Origin of the sequence: Aquiflexum sp., assembly GCF_041749095.1 — a bacterium.
In the GTDB taxonomy this organism is placed as follows: Bacteria; Bacteroidota; Bacteroidia; order Cytophagales; family Cyclobacteriaceae; genus Aquiflexum.
The window spans coordinates 1-16,871 of the sequence record NZ_JBGTCA010000588.1 but is presented as its reverse complement, the minus strand read 5'-3'; the positions used below and the strand labels follow the sequence as shown (position 1 = coordinate 16,871).

Annotated in this window: 12 protein-coding genes; 2 read left to right on the top strand and 10 right to left on the bottom strand. The window is 42.6% G+C overall.

Going from position 1 to position 16,871, the window contains the following annotated elements:
• Positions 1-155: 155 nt before the first annotated feature.
• The 10 genes from ACEW8O_RS26275 to ACEW8O_RS26230 form a co-directional block, all read right to left on the bottom strand.
• Positions 156-1,946, bottom strand: coding sequence for a hypothetical protein (locus ACEW8O_RS26275; protein WP_373497602.1), 1,791 nt, complete (start codon positions 1,944-1,946; stop codon positions 156-158).
• Positions 1,947-1,995: 49 nt separating this feature from the next.
• A complete protein-coding gene (locus tag ACEW8O_RS26270) occupies positions 1,996-2,835 on the bottom strand; it encodes a phosphogluconate dehydrogenase C-terminal domain-containing protein (protein WP_373497601.1) in 840 nt (279 codons plus the stop codon).
• Between the two features lie 285 nt (positions 2,836-3,120).
• A complete protein-coding gene (locus ACEW8O_RS26265; RefSeq protein ID WP_373497600.1) occupies positions 3,121-4,488 on the bottom strand; it encodes a four-carbon acid sugar kinase family protein in 1,368 nt (455 codons plus the stop codon).
• Positions 4,485-5,726, bottom strand: a complete 1,242-nt coding sequence (locus ACEW8O_RS26260) for a ribulose-bisphosphate carboxylase large subunit family protein (protein ID WP_373497599.1) — start codon at positions 5,724-5,726, stop codon at positions 4,485-4,487. The genes ACEW8O_RS26265 and ACEW8O_RS26260 overlap by 4 nt, the downstream gene beginning before the upstream one ends.
• A complete protein-coding gene (locus ACEW8O_RS26255; RefSeq protein ID WP_373497598.1) occupies positions 5,723-6,754 on the bottom strand; it encodes a Gfo/Idh/MocA family protein in 1,032 nt (343 codons plus the stop codon). Before ACEW8O_RS26255 ends, ACEW8O_RS26260 begins: the two co-directional genes overlap by 4 nt.
• Before the next feature lie 12 nt (positions 6,755-6,766).
• Positions 6,767-7,858, bottom strand: a complete 1,092-nt coding sequence (locus ACEW8O_RS26250) for a substrate-binding domain-containing protein (RefSeq protein ID WP_373497597.1) — start codon at positions 7,856-7,858, stop codon at positions 6,767-6,769.
• A 34-nt stretch (positions 7,859-7,892) separates the two neighbouring features.
• Positions 7,893-8,834, bottom strand: coding sequence for an ABC transporter permease (locus ACEW8O_RS26245; RefSeq protein ID WP_373497596.1), 942 nt, complete (start codon positions 8,832-8,834; stop codon positions 7,893-7,895).
• A gap of 101 nt (positions 8,835-8,935) precedes the next feature.
• Complete coding sequence (locus tag ACEW8O_RS26240) at positions 8,936-10,408, bottom strand: sugar ABC transporter ATP-binding protein (protein WP_373497595.1); 1,473 nt, start codon at positions 10,406-10,408, stop codon at positions 8,936-8,938.
• Positions 10,409-10,593: 185 nt separating this feature from the next.
• Complete coding sequence (locus ACEW8O_RS26235) at positions 10,594-12,870, bottom strand: beta-galactosidase trimerization domain-containing protein (protein WP_373497594.1); 2,277 nt, start codon at positions 12,868-12,870, stop codon at positions 10,594-10,596.
• Positions 12,871-12,881: 11 nt separating this feature from the next.
• Complete coding sequence (locus ACEW8O_RS26230; RefSeq protein WP_373497593.1) at positions 12,882-15,065, bottom strand: hypothetical protein; 2,184 nt, start codon at positions 15,063-15,065, stop codon at positions 12,882-12,884.
• A gap of 382 nt (positions 15,066-15,447) precedes the next feature.
• On the opposite strand from ACEW8O_RS26230, the gene ACEW8O_RS26225 reads away from it, so the two are divergent.
• Together ACEW8O_RS26225 and ACEW8O_RS26220 are read left to right on the top strand one after the other, a co-directional pair.
• Entirely contained in the window at positions 15,448-16,614 is a 1,167-nt protein-coding gene (locus ACEW8O_RS26225) for an efflux RND transporter periplasmic adaptor subunit (RefSeq protein WP_373497592.1), read from the top strand.
• Positions 16,615-16,620: 6 nt separating this feature from the next.
• Positions 16,621-16,871, top strand: a 251-nt coding sequence (locus tag ACEW8O_RS26220; RefSeq protein ID WP_373497591.1) for an efflux RND transporter permease subunit, incomplete at its 3' end; no start/stop codon positions are given.

The window sequence follows — 16,871 nt, the reverse complement described above, 5'->3', positions numbered from 1 at the left end:
TAAAGGTTTGAGCTTTTAAAAGCCAAATAAATATATTGATAATTTAAATGAAGTTCTTCTAAACTAGCAAATAGAACCTGGTTTTGCAAAGTCCAATTTGGAAGGTACATTATAAAAAAGATAAAAAGGCAATATAAAAACTTACAGGAATATAATTATCTCTTGGTTAACCATGTCAGACTGTTTGGTGCCAAAATTAAATATTCCAGATCTTGCAATTCATCAACTTCTACCCACAGAAATTTTCCTTGATCCGGATCCCAGTTTTGACAATACTGTATGGGTTTATAACCTTCCGGAACGGAAACTATTTGGTCTTTATCTGTCCAATTTACCAAAATGAGCAGTGTTTGTCCGAGATGGTGTAAACCTATTACATCAACTATCAGGGGATTGCTGCTTTGGCAGGGAACCAGCTTTGAAAAAGCTTTGGTGTGCTCCCTTAGAACATATGCAGGGGATTTTTGGAATTTGTTTTTTGACTTGATCCAACCTTTTTCGGCTGCCAGTTCAAAATATGTTACCGCATTAGCTCCCGATTCACCTAGGTATTTCAGGCTGAACAAAAACCAACATGCTCCAAAAAAACTATACTGCCGGTTGTCAGCCCATCCGGTAGGCACCCGGATTTTTTTGCCGGATTTTGTTGCATTAGGATTCCATCTCATGTGAAATGTCACCGGGCTAATATTGATTTTTTTTCCCGGAAATAAGTTTTGGGCAGATTGGACGGTGTAGGCCTGGCACTCCAGGGTTTCTACCAGGGATTGGTCATCAAAAGCATGCACCTGCGGATTGATGGAATAGGTGACACCATCCAGATGATCAGCTTCCACCGGATCCCTGTTCAATTCTGTAAAAAATGCATCTGTTCCTGCATAAATTTCAATCCGGGGAAAGGAATTACGAAGCTGGGGAACTGCTTCCAGCCAACTTTTTGGCGTGGTCTTCTGATTGTCCCCAAAAAGCAACAATCTTTTAACAGGGCCAAAATAAGACTTTAATCCTTCCAAATCTGACACAGGATTTTCCCTGTCAGAAAATACACATAATTCCACTGAAGTTCCGGTATTTTCCGCTTCTTTCAATAAATCCAAAGCGGCACTAAAATCATGATCCAAGTCCAAATCTATTCTCCAAAAGTCCGGGGCCAGATCTGCTATCGCTTGTTTGATCAAGCTCGGATCTGTTCCCGGTTTAAGTTCAATCCCAAATTGGGTCAAATTAAGTTTCTGCCCTTGCAGAGAAATTTTGATGGGAAGTTTTTTAGAAGTACCGAAGTTTAAACCCAAGGGGGTATCCACCACCAAGTGAACCTTTTGTCGAATTTGATCCCCTTTTTTTACCTGAACCGGAAAGGGAATTCCCAATGGCGTACAATAGGTTTTGTAAGATGCATCAGTCCAATTACGTTGGTCCTCCGTTTCAAAAATTTCACCTTCAAATATCAATCTTGCTTTGATTCCCCCGGACATAGTCCAGTGCATTTCACTGATGTCATAAAAGGGCTGATTGGGACTGATATCTTCGGGAAACCGGCTTTTTGTACTGCTTCCATCAGGATGCATAATCCGCACTTTTTTACCTTTACATGGATCAATGGGATGCAAAACAGTGAATCCAATTCTGTTTCTAAGAAAATCACTCTTGGCAATGCCATTATAATCGAAAGTAATCCTGCCATTTGAGTCTCCTGAGATTTTACATTCCAGATCAAAATTGATGTCATTCCTTTTATAAAGTGCCCGGTAAGAAATCCGGAAACTGTCAGCTTGGGCACTGACCTTTTCATCTATGATCTGCATGGGTAGTGTGTTCCAGTTATGGTCACGCAGTGCATGGTTGATCATGCGGATGACCTCAAGACCACCAAGCCGGATGTACCTGATAAATCCGTTCTGATAGACCAAATCAAAATGACCTGCTTTCAGTTCTTTACCTTCCATTTGGGTTGATTTTTATTTGACAATAACAAAACCATTTCACATTATTGGTTTAGGTAATGGCCTTAATCTGCTCTTTAACGGATTCGGGTTCAAAGATTTCTTTCCAGTTATCCTTGAACATCTTTCCTTTTCCGATTTCAATGGCCTTGATGGCAGCATCGGAAAATTTACCGCCGGGAAGCTGTCCAAACAGCAAGGCCAATTCTATGTTAATGTGCCCCATGAGGAATTCATAGGCGGCCTCTTTAGGCACTCCTTTTTCTATGGCCACATCCATCCCTTCCTTCATAATGGTAATCAATGCACCGCAGAAGGTTTCGGAAAGTGCGGGTTCAAGAATTCCCATCTGTTCGATGGTGACCTCTATGGACTTGGTCACCGGACCATAGATGACCTTTGCCACATTTTCTCCCACTTCATAATGCTCCCTTGATCCTTGGATCAATGCGCACACAATGTTTTGTTTAGCTGCAATACCACCAAAATAATCAAAATGGGATTTCTCCACAGGCTCCCAATTGAAAACAGAGGGATGGCAGGGATGTGTGGCGAAAAAACTAATGTCTGATCTTTCAGGCAAGTGCCCCGCCAAAGGTGCAGCCGGATCCAAAAACATGGCGATTGATCCAGGTTTCATGTTGGGAATGTGTTGGGACGTCACTTTGCCCATGGCCACATCCGGCACGGCAAAAATAACCACATCGGCATCCGGCACGCATTCTTGGGCTTCACTAGGGGAAACCCCAATTTCACGCATTCTTTCCAGGCCTGCCTCACTTATCTCAAGATAACTGGTTTGATATTCAGGGTGGTCCTTCAGATTATTACTTAACCGATAGCCCATTTTTCCACCGGCTCCTACAAGGGTAACTTTAATTGGTTTTTCCATGATTCGTTTTAGGTTTATTTTAGTTTTTCAAATTGTTTCGCTCATCTTAAGTGCTCCTACCAATGACAGATTTTGAAATTGATGGTTTAGAATTATAAATAGCATTCGAATCTATTACAGGACTTTGCCTTGTCACCTCGACGTCAGGAGAGGTCTGCAGCCCGTCTTGATGTCATTCCTATTCTGAACATTTACAAAATGTTGGGAACTCGCAATGACGTTCCACCTTTTTCCTTCATCCTTTGTTTCCTGCATCCTTCATCTTTCCGTCTTCAGTCTTCCGTCCTAATTAACACCACCTTTTTGGGCAAATTCAAAATATCTGACAGTACCGTTTTGACCTCCTTTAATGGCAATTTCCATCCCATCCACCGCCGGGTTTTCAGCATGTGCCTGACACAAGGGGGCTCCCGGTGCCAAAATATTGGAGAATTCCAAAGCACTGATTTTCAATTTTTTCAAAATGTATCCGGAAGTATCTCCTCCTGCGGTTACCAGTCTTTTTAATGGAAAAGCTTCCAGTAGCCTGCCGGTGATCTCGGCCTGGCAATGTGCTATCCACTGGGGTTGGGCATGCTGCTGTTTCAAAGTAGTTTTGACCATGGGATCATCCGGGCCTAGGGCGGAATATATAACGGTGTGATGTCCTGATTTCAGGGAAGACAATGCGGCATCTGTGACTCTTTCCATTTCCTGTTTAGAAAATTCAATTGAAAATAGATTATCCACTGCAATGCGGATACAGGTGAAGCCCAGTTTTTCAACGTGTAAAATCTGATCGGCAGTAGTCTGGGCACAACTTCCTGATACAACGAGGATGGGAGTAACAGATATGGACTCTATCTTCAAGTCTTTTGCCGCCCCATAAACATGTCCCAAGGCATATTCTACTGCTGAGGAACCCAGTAAAAGCTGATGGGAGGACAGGCTGTTTTTTTCAATCCACTTTCCGATGGGAATCAAATGATCATTTTTAAGGGTGTCAAACAAAAGCAAAGGGACTTTGTCTTCTGAATTTTCATTGAATATAAGCTGATTTAAGGGAATTGCATCCAACTTTTCCAGTTGTATTACATCCACCAAAGCCATTTCCCGATCCATCTGCCGCTGCAAATGCCGCCGGACATCACTTTCCTGCATCGGTGTGACAGGATGGTTGGACATCACAGGATGCCTGTCCAGACGGTAAACGGTATCCCTGATCCTTGCAAAAAGATTTCCAAATACCACGAAGCGGTTCAGCGTAGGAAATCCTATCAATAATGGGATGAAGAGGCTAGGGAAATACTTTTCCGCCACATCCATGGCCACACCGATATTCCCGATCTCCGGTGAACTGTCCAATGTGGAACAGATTTTATAATGAAAATACCGAAAGGGGATCTTTCTCATATTTTGAAAAATGGGTTCCAGTTCTTCCTTCATTTCCAGGGGAGCAAGGCTTCTGGCAATGCCGGCTACACCAAAAGCCTGCACCTTAAAATCCGGAAAAGCCCGGTTTTTGAATACGAACCGGTCAATTTCATTTTGATCAGGGGCATTGAGAAACAAAACTGTGGGAATTCCCATCAGACTCAAAACCTCCATCACATCGGCGGAGCCTGTAAAATCATCCCCGTAATATCCCAATAATATGTCCAAGTTGTCTTTCATCCAAAAAACTGAAATGCTTCGTCCACGACTTTATACTTTTCCCTGGCCTCAGAAACACTTTGACCCTCCATTGCAGCCTGCCAGGCATATTTTAGGCTTTCCACTCCTGCTGCAATCCCGCTGGGATGCCCCATGATTCCGCCTCCGCAGAGGTACATCAAGTCTGTATTCTGAATGGCCTCAAAGGTATCAAAAGCCTGTCCGGCCCATTGGCCGGAAGACAACACCGGCAAAGCGCGGTCCTGTAAAGACCATAAGGGATTTTGGCAGGACTTAATGGAAGCTATTACCGATTCATCGGTTTCGCAAAACTTATTTCTAATGCCATTGCAGTGCAACTGGTCCACACCCGCCATCCGCCAAACCTTGGAGATGGCAGGATATTCCATCCCCAGTAGCGGGTGCCTGGAAAATATTCCCCAACCGTTTCGGTGGCCATGAATCGGCATTTGGCTGTGTTTGGCAATATGCTGGATACTGCTGAACCCTACCCAGTTGAGGTTCAGCATGATGCAGGTTCCTCCTTTTTCCAAAAGATAATCATGCCGGTTCAACATTTCATCAATGGTACCGCTGATATTGAAGGCGTACATCGGTTTAAATCCGGTTTTGTCCGCATAATCATTGATCACGGCCATACAGGCATCAACCCTGTCCTCAAAGTGATTGTATTCCGGGGAACCCATCAATTCATCATCTTTAATAAAGTCAAGTCCTGCTTCAATCAGGGTTTTAACCTGATTGGCTGTGGCTTCGGCATCAAGCCCCACACTTGGTTTGATAATAGTGCCCAATATGGGTCTTCCGGAAATGCCCAAGCTGTCAAATGTGCCCTGGATACCAAACTTGGGTCCATCAAAATATTTTCCATAAGCATCCGGTAACCGTATGTCCAGAAGTTTCAGTCCTGAAAACTGCCCAAGTTCAAAGAGATTGCCGCCAACGGTTGCCATCAGGTTGGGTAGATTGAATCCGATATTTTCCATTGGCCAGCTCAGGGTAATCCTGGCTTGTTGGATGGGATTGTTTTTGTGTTTGGCATGCGGAAGTGAAGGAGCCGCTACGGTTCCGAGAACCTCAATATTTTCCACTTTCGCCGCATATTTCTCCATCAATTCCCTGGATTCACCGGGAATCTTTACAAAAGTCCCCGTGGATTGCTCACCCGCCATGGTATTAATGGCTTTTTCAAGTTCAAAGCTGGTTTCGATCAAATAAGTAGCGTGAAGTCTGTTCATTTTTTCGGATTTAATGGCTTGTTTTGAAGGTCGGATTCATAACTAAGAAATACCAGTTCAACGGTCTTCAGGTTGTCACTACCTGTGGTTTCGGCTTTAGCTTCTCCCAATAGATCCGCAAGAATATTTTGGTTGCAGGCGACGATAGAGGAATGTATCAATGCGTAATTGGGATCAGCCCAGGAAAATTGGGGTGGATCGGCCTTTATAACTTCACTGTCTTTTCCTTTTTGTGTCAAAGTAATGATAAAGTCTTTGTCCAGGCGGAGGGATCCGGCATCCCCCTCAATGAGGATAAGGGTTTGGGGAAAGGTTTCTTCCTCCAAAACGGAGGCATAAGAAATTTCAATAAAACAATTTAATCCATTTTGCATGGTAATCAAAATATTGGCGACATCCTCACCTTTTATTTTAGGGTTGATTTTTTGTGTTTGGCAATAAATCCGTTCTACCTCGCCAAACAGAAACCGTGAGACATCCAAAATATGTACACCAAGATCCATAATGATGAACCGGTCCAGTTTCGCAAGTTCCGGTTGGTTTTCGAAGACAGGAAAACCTGAACAGAATGTTAATCGGGCCTTAAACGGAGTCCCTATTTTACCTTCCTGCAGGAAAGTTTTACAGGCCCTGATGGGTGTTTGGAACCTGAAGTTTTCATGGATAAAAAATTTGATGCCTGCCTGCTCACAAACCCTGACCATCTGCCGACAGGTTTCCCATTCTTCTGCCATGGGTTTCTGGCAAATGACATGGATGCCTGCCATGGCGGCCATTTTTACCAACGGAGCATGGCTGGGAATGCTGCTGATGATATCCACAAAATCCAGTTCCTCTATATCCAAAAGCTCAGACGCATCCTGATAATACCCGGCGGCACCATGCCGGGAAGCGGCATTTTTAGCCTTTTCCAAATCTGTGTCACAGACAGCCACCAATGCCACCGCATCCGTTTCTTTCCAAGCCTGAATCTGATAATCCGCCCAGAAACCCGTTCCGATTACTGCAAATTTTAATTTCCTTTCCATGGCTTTTAATGCTTAAAACTCATGTACATTTTCCTTTGTAATCTTCAAAAGACCGGTATTTACCGTGGTAGGTACATTTGTAATGCCCAATGCGGCGTCATTTGAAGATAATGGATTGGTGTTGTGTACCATGTCATATAGAAACTGGGCACCGTACCAGGTGAAGAGTTCCCTTTTTTGCCCTGCAAGCATTTGGATCACGCCTTCTTTCACCAGTTGAAGATGTTCCGGTTCCCAATCAACGGTGGTTACCTTTACCTTTCCAACTTTGCCGGCCTCCTTTATGGCAAGTCCTATTCCCGGTCCGGAATTGGCATCAAACCCACAGATACCTGCCAGATCAGGATGGGCTGCCAGCAAATCGGACGTTATTCTCGCCGCAGTTTCCACATTGGCTTTGTCATCATATTTTCCTACAACTTCAATTTCCGGATAATTTTTAAAAACATCCAAAAGTCCCTGAAAACCCTGTTCCATATTGTTCAATCCAAGGATGCCCATATAGGCGACTTTTCCTTTTCCGCCAATCAACTTGGCCATTTCTTCCCCCTGCATCACGCCTATCTGATACCAGTCGGTGCCCAAAAAGGCATGCCTTTTGGAATTGGGAATATCAGAATCATACACAACGGTAGGTATGCCTGCGTCCACGGCTTTGTTGATGGCCTGAGCAATTCCCGGATCAGTTCCATTGATCAGCAGACCGGTGGGACGTGTGGCGATCACCTGTTCTATGGTCTCAATCTGAAGGGGAACATCCCATTCGGCTGGTCCCAAAATGGATACTTTAACTCCCATTTTTTCACCCCAACGCTTGAAGGCAGCCTGATCATGGTTGACGTACATAGGCATGCTGATGGCGGTGGTCACCATGACATACTCTTCATTTTGTATGACAATTTCACCGGTAACTGTTCTTAATATTGTTTTTGATTCTCCTAGGTTTTGTCTTGAGGGAAGTTCACAGGAAAAAAGGATCAATGTTAAGATTAAGATCCCACAGATCTCCGATCTAAAGCTGAAATGTCCGGTGCTTGGATCCAGGCTTTGTCCCGTCCATTTTGCTATAAAAACAAATCTATTGTGAGAATTGGAGTTATTCATGTTCATCATTAAGTTTTTAAATCCAGCCATCCTTTTATTTATTCTTCCTTTGTACAAACATATCCAACCAAACCGCTGCAATCAAAATAACACCCAAAATGATGTCCTGCCAAAGTCCTGATATTCGCGAGATCACCATGATATTGGCCACTATCCCCATAAACAAGGCACCCAACAAGGCACCCGGTATTTTGCCAACCCCGCCTGTTAAACTGGCTCCCCCGAGGATTACCGCGGTTATGACCCTGAGTTCCATCCCCCTTCCCAAAGTGGACATGGCAGCCCCCAGTCTGGAGGCCAATAAAATCCCAGCAATACCTGCCAATACAGCAGAAATCACAAAAGCGATCATGATCATTTTTTTGACCCTTATTCCGGAAAGCTCAGCGGCTTTTTCGTTTCCACCAATATAATAGTAGCGCCTGTAAAAGATTGATTTATTGACTAAAAAGGTGAAAAGAAGGACGATGATAATCATATACCACACCGGCATCTGAATGCCCAACAGCCTGGATTGTCCGATGGCGTTGAACCAATAGGGAAGGTTATGGATTCCCGATCCGGCGACCAACAATGCCCCTCCCCGTAAGATCCCCATCATTGCAAGGGTTTGGATAAGGGGATTGATGCCTTGGTATGCAATCAAATAACCATTGATCCAACCGACGAAACAGGCAGCTATCAACCCCAAACCGATGGCGATGGGAACAGGGACTTCCATGAAAAACATCAGATGAGCGACAATCCCGGAAATAAAGGCTACGATGGATCCAACAGATAGATCAAATACCCCGGAGATAAGCAACAGCATCATCCCTACGGCCACAATGGTATCAATGGAAAGATTTAGCAGCAACTGGCTTAAATTTTCAAAAGTCGGAAAATTTCTTGGAAAGAGGATACTTGCGGCAATACATACCACTAATATTACAAAGGCCAAAAAATAAACGCGGTCTTGAAGAATCTTTTTTATCATAGATGGATGGATATGACTGATATTACTTTTTTAGATTATATTCAAATAAAACTCAATTTACTGATATTCGCCGTGGTCAGTGTCCCCACTGACCATGCCTTTCAAAAAGCAAGTGAAATGATGCTTTCCTCACTTGCTTCATCCCCACGCAATTCTCCTGATATTTTACCGGCCTTGATGACAATGATCCTGTCAGATAAAGCCAGTAACTCCGGAAGTTCACTAGATATAAGCAATATACCTTTTCCCTTGGCCAAAAGCGTTCGGAGCAACTGATAAATTTCCGCTTTCGCACCTACATCTATCCCATGTGTGGGTTCGTCGATGATAAGGATATCGGGATCAGCCAACAGCCACCTTGCCAACACCACTTTTTGTTGGTTGCCGCCACTGAGCAGGGAAACCTTCTGGAGGACATGGGGTGTGACAATGTTAAGTTTTTCCCTGTATTCCATGGCTATTTTATCAGCAAGCGGTTCTTTGAAAACATTGTTCTCCATGGCGGCCTCCGGACTGCTGACCAGAATATTGTCAGTGACTGAGCGGTTCATGAACAGCCCTTGGGATTTTCTTTCTTCCGGGATATAACCGATTCCGGCTTTGATGGCATCGGCGGGATGTTGGATGGATTTTTTGATTCCCTTGAGGTGAATGGTTCCGGATGTACCGGGTAGGTATCCAAAAATAGCCTGGGCTATTTCACTGCGGCCGGCTCCGACCAAACCTCCCAAACCCACAATTTCCCCTTTGTACAATGAAAAACTGATATCTTCAAAACCTTTGCCCGATAGACCTGTGACTCTAAGCAATTCTTCTTTCCCTACTGAGGAACCCCTTTTTACTTCTTCCAATATTTCCCTTCCCACCATTTTTTGGATCAACTGTTGGGTTGTTATCCCATGGATGGGTTTTGTTCCCTGATACTTTCCGTCTTTCAAAACCGAAACCCTATCGGCAATCCGGAAAATTTCCTGCATCCTATGGGAGATGTAAATAATGGCTTTTCCCTCAGATTTCAATTTCCGCATCAAATCAAATAGGATAAGAGTTTCCTGATCCGTAATGGAGGCTGTTGGCTCATCCAATATCAGGATATCCGGGTTTTTGGATAATGCCTTGGCAATTTCCACCATTTGCTTTTGTCCGGGTGAAAGTCCGGAAACCTGGGTGTCAGGTAAAATATTCTTGATTTTGAGATCTTCAAGAAGCATTCTGGTTTTTCTGAATAGCTCCTGATGATTGATCATTCCCCAACTGTTCAGAGGCTGGGTATTGGCAAAAATATTGTCAGCCACAGAAAGTGTGTCAACCAGACTCAATTGTTGATAAACAATAGCAATCCCGAGGGAAGCGGCATGTCCTGGACCAGAAATACTTATTTCTTGTCCTTTAAGAAGGATCTGCCCATGGTCGGGTTGCAAATTGCCGGTCAGGATATTCATTAGGGTGGTTTTCCCCGCCCCATTTTCCCCACATAAAGCATGTATCTCTCCTTCCTTCAGCTCAAAATCAATAGCCTCCAATGCTTTGACTCCGGGAAAATATTTGGTTATGCCAATGAGTTGAAGTAACATGATATATTATTGAGGGTATAGGCATTGATAGAAGTAATCTTATTCCCTTGCTTTTTGGAAGTCCGAAGTCCGAAATTGGAAGTCGGAAGACCGAAGAAGCCTGCTGACGAAGATGGAAGCGGATATTCATATTAAATTATTCGAATATAAAAAAACTAAATTAATTTGAGGAACGGGCTGAATTTTCACCCCATGGTAAAATGCATGGAAAAATAATCCTGAAGCTTACTGATTTTGACTTCAAAACCATCTCCAGATTTATTGACCGTGCAATCTCCCTGACACCTTAAGATTTTTGAATTTTTATATGACTCACCCTGGATTTTGATTTTTACTGTAATATCCTGAACGGGTATCAGTTCCCTGATGGGACGTACCGGACCGGATGTGGTATTTACAAGGGAAAGTATATATTGTCCTTTTTCCTTCAGGGACGTAGTCAAACCCAAATTGACACTAGGAGGCGCATTGGTTTCTACAGGGATTTCATTTCCAACAAGATATTTGACTGCTCTTCCTAAGAGGTTTCTGGGATCTGCATGACCAATCACATGGCTCAATAAATCCGGCTGATTTGCAAAGTATATGACCTTTCCCTGACCATAATTATTTTCAGTGATCGTTGGGAACTCTGTGGAAAATGAATCCACCCAAGCTTTATCAGGTGGTTGATTATGGATTGTTGGAACCCAGGTGCATATAACTTTTGTATTGGCAAAAGGTTTACAAAGTGCCGTGTATCCTGCATTGAACAGCAACTCGGTTTCACCACTGTCCTCTATGACCAAAGGATGTGATTTTTCCAGAATATACTGGTAATTGTCACTTTTGGTATTTTCCCTTTTCCCTGCATAATCAACTCCAAACAATTCGCTCAATCCGTAATTTTCAAGCTCGACACCTTTTTCATCAAATAGACTGGAAGAATATGTGGCAATTAATTTACCGCCGTTGCTGACAAAAGTGTTTAGCAGTCCAATCTCTGTTTCAGAAAGGCATTTTACATTTGGAAGGATTATCAGTTTGTATTTTTCGAGTTTTTTTTCAGTAATGTGATCGTCCAAAAGAAAATCATGGGGTATATGGTTTTCCATCAAAACTGTCTCAATCCCTCTGATTTCATTTCCAAAACTTTCTTCATCCTCAGATTTTTTTCTGTAGGATTCCCTCGTGGCATTGGAGTAGTAAATCCCAATATTTGAAAATGGAATATGTTGTTCCAAAAGAACTTCATGATCTCTAACAAAATTGTATGCCTCAGTTTCATTGAAAGCATTCCTGTTGTCATAGCTAAGGGTAGGTACGTTTGTAAAATAACAATTCCAAAAGCGGCCTCCTGCTGACAATATCTGCCAAAGCCAGATTTTAAGGTCGATCGATGGGTCTGCCACCAATCTATGCGATGTTCCGTTTCCGCCATACATCACCACTGCCTCTCTATCAGGAACCATGGATTTTAAAAATTTGATGATGGTGGTTCCATAATTCAAATCGAAGTAATATTTGTCTGCCCCATGGCCGGTCATAAAGGCGACACTGACTAAAATATCAAAATGGTTCCTTGCATTTTCAAACCCTATTCCCCAATCCAATTGCTGACCGACATCATAGATACTGAATATTTCTGCCGTGTAAACTTTACCATCCCCAAAGGATTTAACCGTATTTTTTATTCTTCCCATATACCGGTCTGCCTCTATTCTTTTCCAGGCCATGTATTCATTGATTTCTTCTGTTGAAGACCGGTTGGCATCAGGGAGATTTTTACCTGAGAAATTATGGAAAGAGTTTTGGCAGGAAGTACAATAGCAGATGCCATTGAACCCGGGAGAATTATGCCATATTCCATCAACATGGTAGTTTTTCAAGACATAAGTCACATATTGATTTGCATAATCCGTTCTGTGTTTGCCAAGATAACAGGAAGCATAAAGTTGGGGCTTGGTGTAAGTCAGTTTAACCGGGTCACCATTTTTGTCCTTCATAAACCAATCAGGAAATCTTTGGTAAACATGTTCTTCAACCCCTCTGAAATCTATCCTTGCGATGACTTTGATCCCTTCTTTGTGGCAGGCATCTGAGATTTCCCTCAAGATATCCCGATTACCCATTTCTTTATTGATGTTTCCTGCAGGCAATGGGTTTTGGAAAAAATCCACAATTCCCCCGGCATTTACACACATTGTGTTGTATCCTACTTTTTTGAGATAATCCACCACCTTACCTGCGTCATATTTTCTTGCATCAATTTCCCTAAGGACTGTATGCATAATCCTTACGGGTTTATGGTACCATTGACTATTTGGGGATTCCATGGACCATTTGTTTAACTTAACAGTGGCCATGGCAGGGCTTAGCATCACCCCACCTGCCAGGACAGTTCCCAACTGTATGAAATTTCTCCGTGTTAACGCTGTTGATTCTTCAAATTGGTCCAAGTTTGGGTTTGGATGGTCTTTCATTTTTTGAGGGTTTATTTTGAATCTTTTGCAATCTGAATATCTCTTTTAACCTGAGGCCTCAGGAGTTCCCAAGAGAATTCCGTGAAATTCTCCCCATATCTTTGCGTGCTTACATGTGGTGTGGGGTTATACCTGTCCTTAGTGTATTTTATGACCTGATCCCAATGCTCAAGGCATTTTTCCAAGAGGCCAATGGCCAGTTTCTTTTTCTCAATATCACCGGTATTTCTAAAATCCTGAAGTGCAACACCTGCCCTTAATTTATCGGCAAAGTAAATCCCCAAATAACTCCAAGTAGAGATATCATCCAATTCGGACTCAAGCGCTCCGGAATATTCATTGGTTTGGGAATATAAAGGACCTATCAACTCCAAGGCCCGCTTGCTGTCATTTTCAGATAACTCTGCCAAAGCAAGCGGTGTGATTTGATCAGATCCGATTTTTTCTTTGTTCATGGTCTTTTTGGAATAATCGACTATCGAAATCATGTCGGGATCCAATGTTTCATGGTTGATCAGTTGGTCAATAGAAATAAAGGGAGATGACCTATCGAACCATTCCGTTTTAGAGGAAGGTTCAGCTTCAATAAATCCTTCGGAATAAAGCGTATAGTCCCAAGTTGATCTATAAAAAGAAGCCAATCTCAAAGGCATATTACTTGCCAATTTAGAAGCTTCCAAAAGTGGCGCTCCCTTGCCCTCTCCATATCTCAGTTCAAATTGATGGATAAAATAACTATCGGGCGTATCCGGTTGGTAAAGCAGCCGTCCCCAGGTTTTATAAAACATCCATTGCTTTTCAAAAGCATACTGCCAGGTTTTTATCGGAGAAGGCTTGTGAGAATAGTCCATTGCCGGAATATATCCCTCGGAACCAATAAAGTACCCATTGACATATTCTTTTGCATTCTCATTGATATGCGCTCTGATAAAATCAGGCTGTGCCCATCTCAAAATGAAAAAATCCTCATTTCTTATCATCCATTGAATCCTGTAATTTTCGGGTATGGGATTCCAAAATCTGTCATCCAGTTCTCCGGAATGGTAATCATGTGTGATAGCCAATTTGGGAGTGGAATGTCCGTGTGACCAGTTGAATTTGATCTCAACCAACGCCGGTTCTTCCAATCCTGCCCTATCAATCAATTCCCTCATGGCTATAGGATCACCTGCCAGTACAGATCTATGGATGAATTTAACAGGTCTATTTGCTTCTTTCATGCCGGCTACAATGGTTTCTTCAATCCAATCTTCCCTTTTTTGCGGCGTCATTTCTTTTTCACCAAAATTCCCCATCCAATCTGCCAATGTCACCCCAATGCCCGTCAAATCCTCGTATTCATTGATCATCTGAGTGACTGATTCTTTTGTGTATTTTTTCACAACATCAGAAAGGTCATTGTATTCATTTACGCCATAGGCCTCTGCAAATTCTGGAGAAACCACAATATTCCAGTTGACAATAAATGTTTGTATCCCCCTTAATTTGGCCATCCTAAAAAGTGTTTTCCAAAAAGTCTTCCATTCCTCCATTTCATCTTCGCTAAATGGGCTTGCTTTTGGATAGTTCTCAGCAATAATCATAAATGGAAATGGGTGGTTGTTCCAAAGTGAAAGCACGTTAAGCCGGTTTTCAACCATCATGTCCAGAAATTTTTCCCAAAAGGCAATATCCCTGCTGATATGCGTATGGATCTCTGTTGCCGGATTGGATCTATAAGGTGACCAAGGCAGGTTGTATTTGACAATCCGGTATTCAAATGCCGGATTGACCACTTTATCTTTGATTTCTTTTAAATTCGGGTTCAATTCAAGATGCTCTTTCAATTCCAGCACGCCATAAGCAGAGCCTTTTTCATCTGAGGCAAGTACCAAGAGTGTATGGCTATTATTTACCCTTTTAAATCTATAACCTTCAGACTTCAATCCTTCAAAATCAGTCTCGGCTACCATGGTATCAAAAGGATTTTGTATATCTCCTTTGGTGATAATAAGAATATCCTTTTCTCCTGAACTACTTTTGAATTCATTGATACGCAATTGTTTCCCCTTGTAAAACAATTGTTCCTTCAAATTATTGACAGCAAAAGAAAGTTGTTCAAGTTGGGTATTATAGGTAATTGAAATGATATCACTACAGTTGGCAATTGAAATATTACCTATTAAATAAATAATCAGCAGAAAGCATTTTTTCATCAGGATTTGGGTTGATTGTTGGCTAGAATGATAGGATACTACAAACAATTTTTGAATCTATCAAGATTACGGTTGAAAATCAGATCATGATCATGATTCTGTTGATGAATAAATGGTATACTAAAGGATGGACAAATTTCATAACCGGGATGAAAATCTGTTGAGGAATACTTGCTTTTTCGGTGAAATCGGAACATCAAACCCGCGGATCTCACTCATCACATGAATGCAGACCTTTATATAAAAAAAGATACTAAAAAGGGGATTATAACCCTATCTTTAAAGGTTATAAAATCGTTTAAGAATAACCCAAAGGTGGTAAAGGTTTAGATAAATCCGGCATTTTGCCCGGTAAATAAAAACAATTTTCAAAAATTCAATAATGAGATTATTATTCCAAATATTCCTAAAGCTTGGCCTTGGGATTATCCTTGTTAGTTTTATCAGCAGCTGCCGATCTGAAACCCATGGCACTACCCAAAATAAATCAATGCCCTCAGTTCCTATTTATGAAGTTTATTCGGTGGACACTGTGCTGTACCGGGAATATGTTGCCGATATAGAAGCGGTTCAGAATGTGGAGCTAAGGGCAAGGGTTCAGGGTTTTCTGGAAGAAATACTCGTGGACGAGGGGCACTATGTCAAAAGGGGTCAGGTACTGTTTAAGACCAATCAGGAGGAATATCAGGCCGAACTGGCAAAGGCCAATGCCAATCTGGAAGGTGCCATCGCTGAGGCAAGGGCCCTGGAATATGAGGTGGAAAGGCTTAAGATGCTCGTGGACAACAATGTGATTTCAGAATCTGAACTGAACGTGGCTTTTTCACGCCACAAAGCCATTTTGGCAAAAATAGAAGAGGCGAGATCTGCTGAGAAAAACGCTACTGTACAGTTGTCCTATACCGAAATCAAGGCCCCCTTTAGCGGGATTATAGACCGTATCCCTTTTAGGATAGGAAGCCTCATTGAGCGGGGCAATCTGCTCACCACTGTATCGGATGTCTCAGCTATCAATGTCTACTTTAATGTTTCCGAACGGGAATACCTTGAATACATCAAGACAAAAGAAGAGGGATACAAAAAGGTGAAACTGATTTTGGCAGATGGGTCCATATACCCTCATGAAGGACAGATAGAAACAATGGAAGGTGAATTTCGTGGCCGTACGGGTGCTATAGCTTTCAGGGCAAAATTTCCCAACCCCACCAGGTTGCTGAAACATGGAGCTACAGGAAAAATAGTAGTGAGCAACAGAGTAAAGGATGCCATCATCCTGCCACAGAAGGCAGCTTTTGAGATCCAGGACCGCACCTATGTTTATGTAGTCAACAGTGATAATACTGTTTCGGCCAAAAGCTTCATTCCGAGGTCCAGGTTTTCCCATTACTACATTGTGGAAAGTGGACTGGCACCAGGAGACAGGATAGTATATGAGGGAATACAGAATATGAGGGAAGGCATGGAAATTCAGCCCAACCTTGTCGATCTACAGGAAGAAAGGCTACCAGCCCCCTTGACCCAGGATTCACAGAACCAGCCCTTAGATTAAAAACAAATGATTGAAAAATTTATAAAAAGACCGGTCCTTTCACTGGTCATATCGCTGTTCTTTGTCCTGCTGGGACTACTGGCTCTTATATCCCTGCCTATAGCGCTTTTCCCCGATATAGCCCCGCCCTCCGTATCTGTGAGGGCCAAATACCGGGGAGCCAATGCTGAGGTGGTGGCCAAGACAGTGGTGATGCCCCTGGAAAAAGTCATCAACGGCGTACCCGGTATGACCTATATGACCTCTACCTCCAGTAA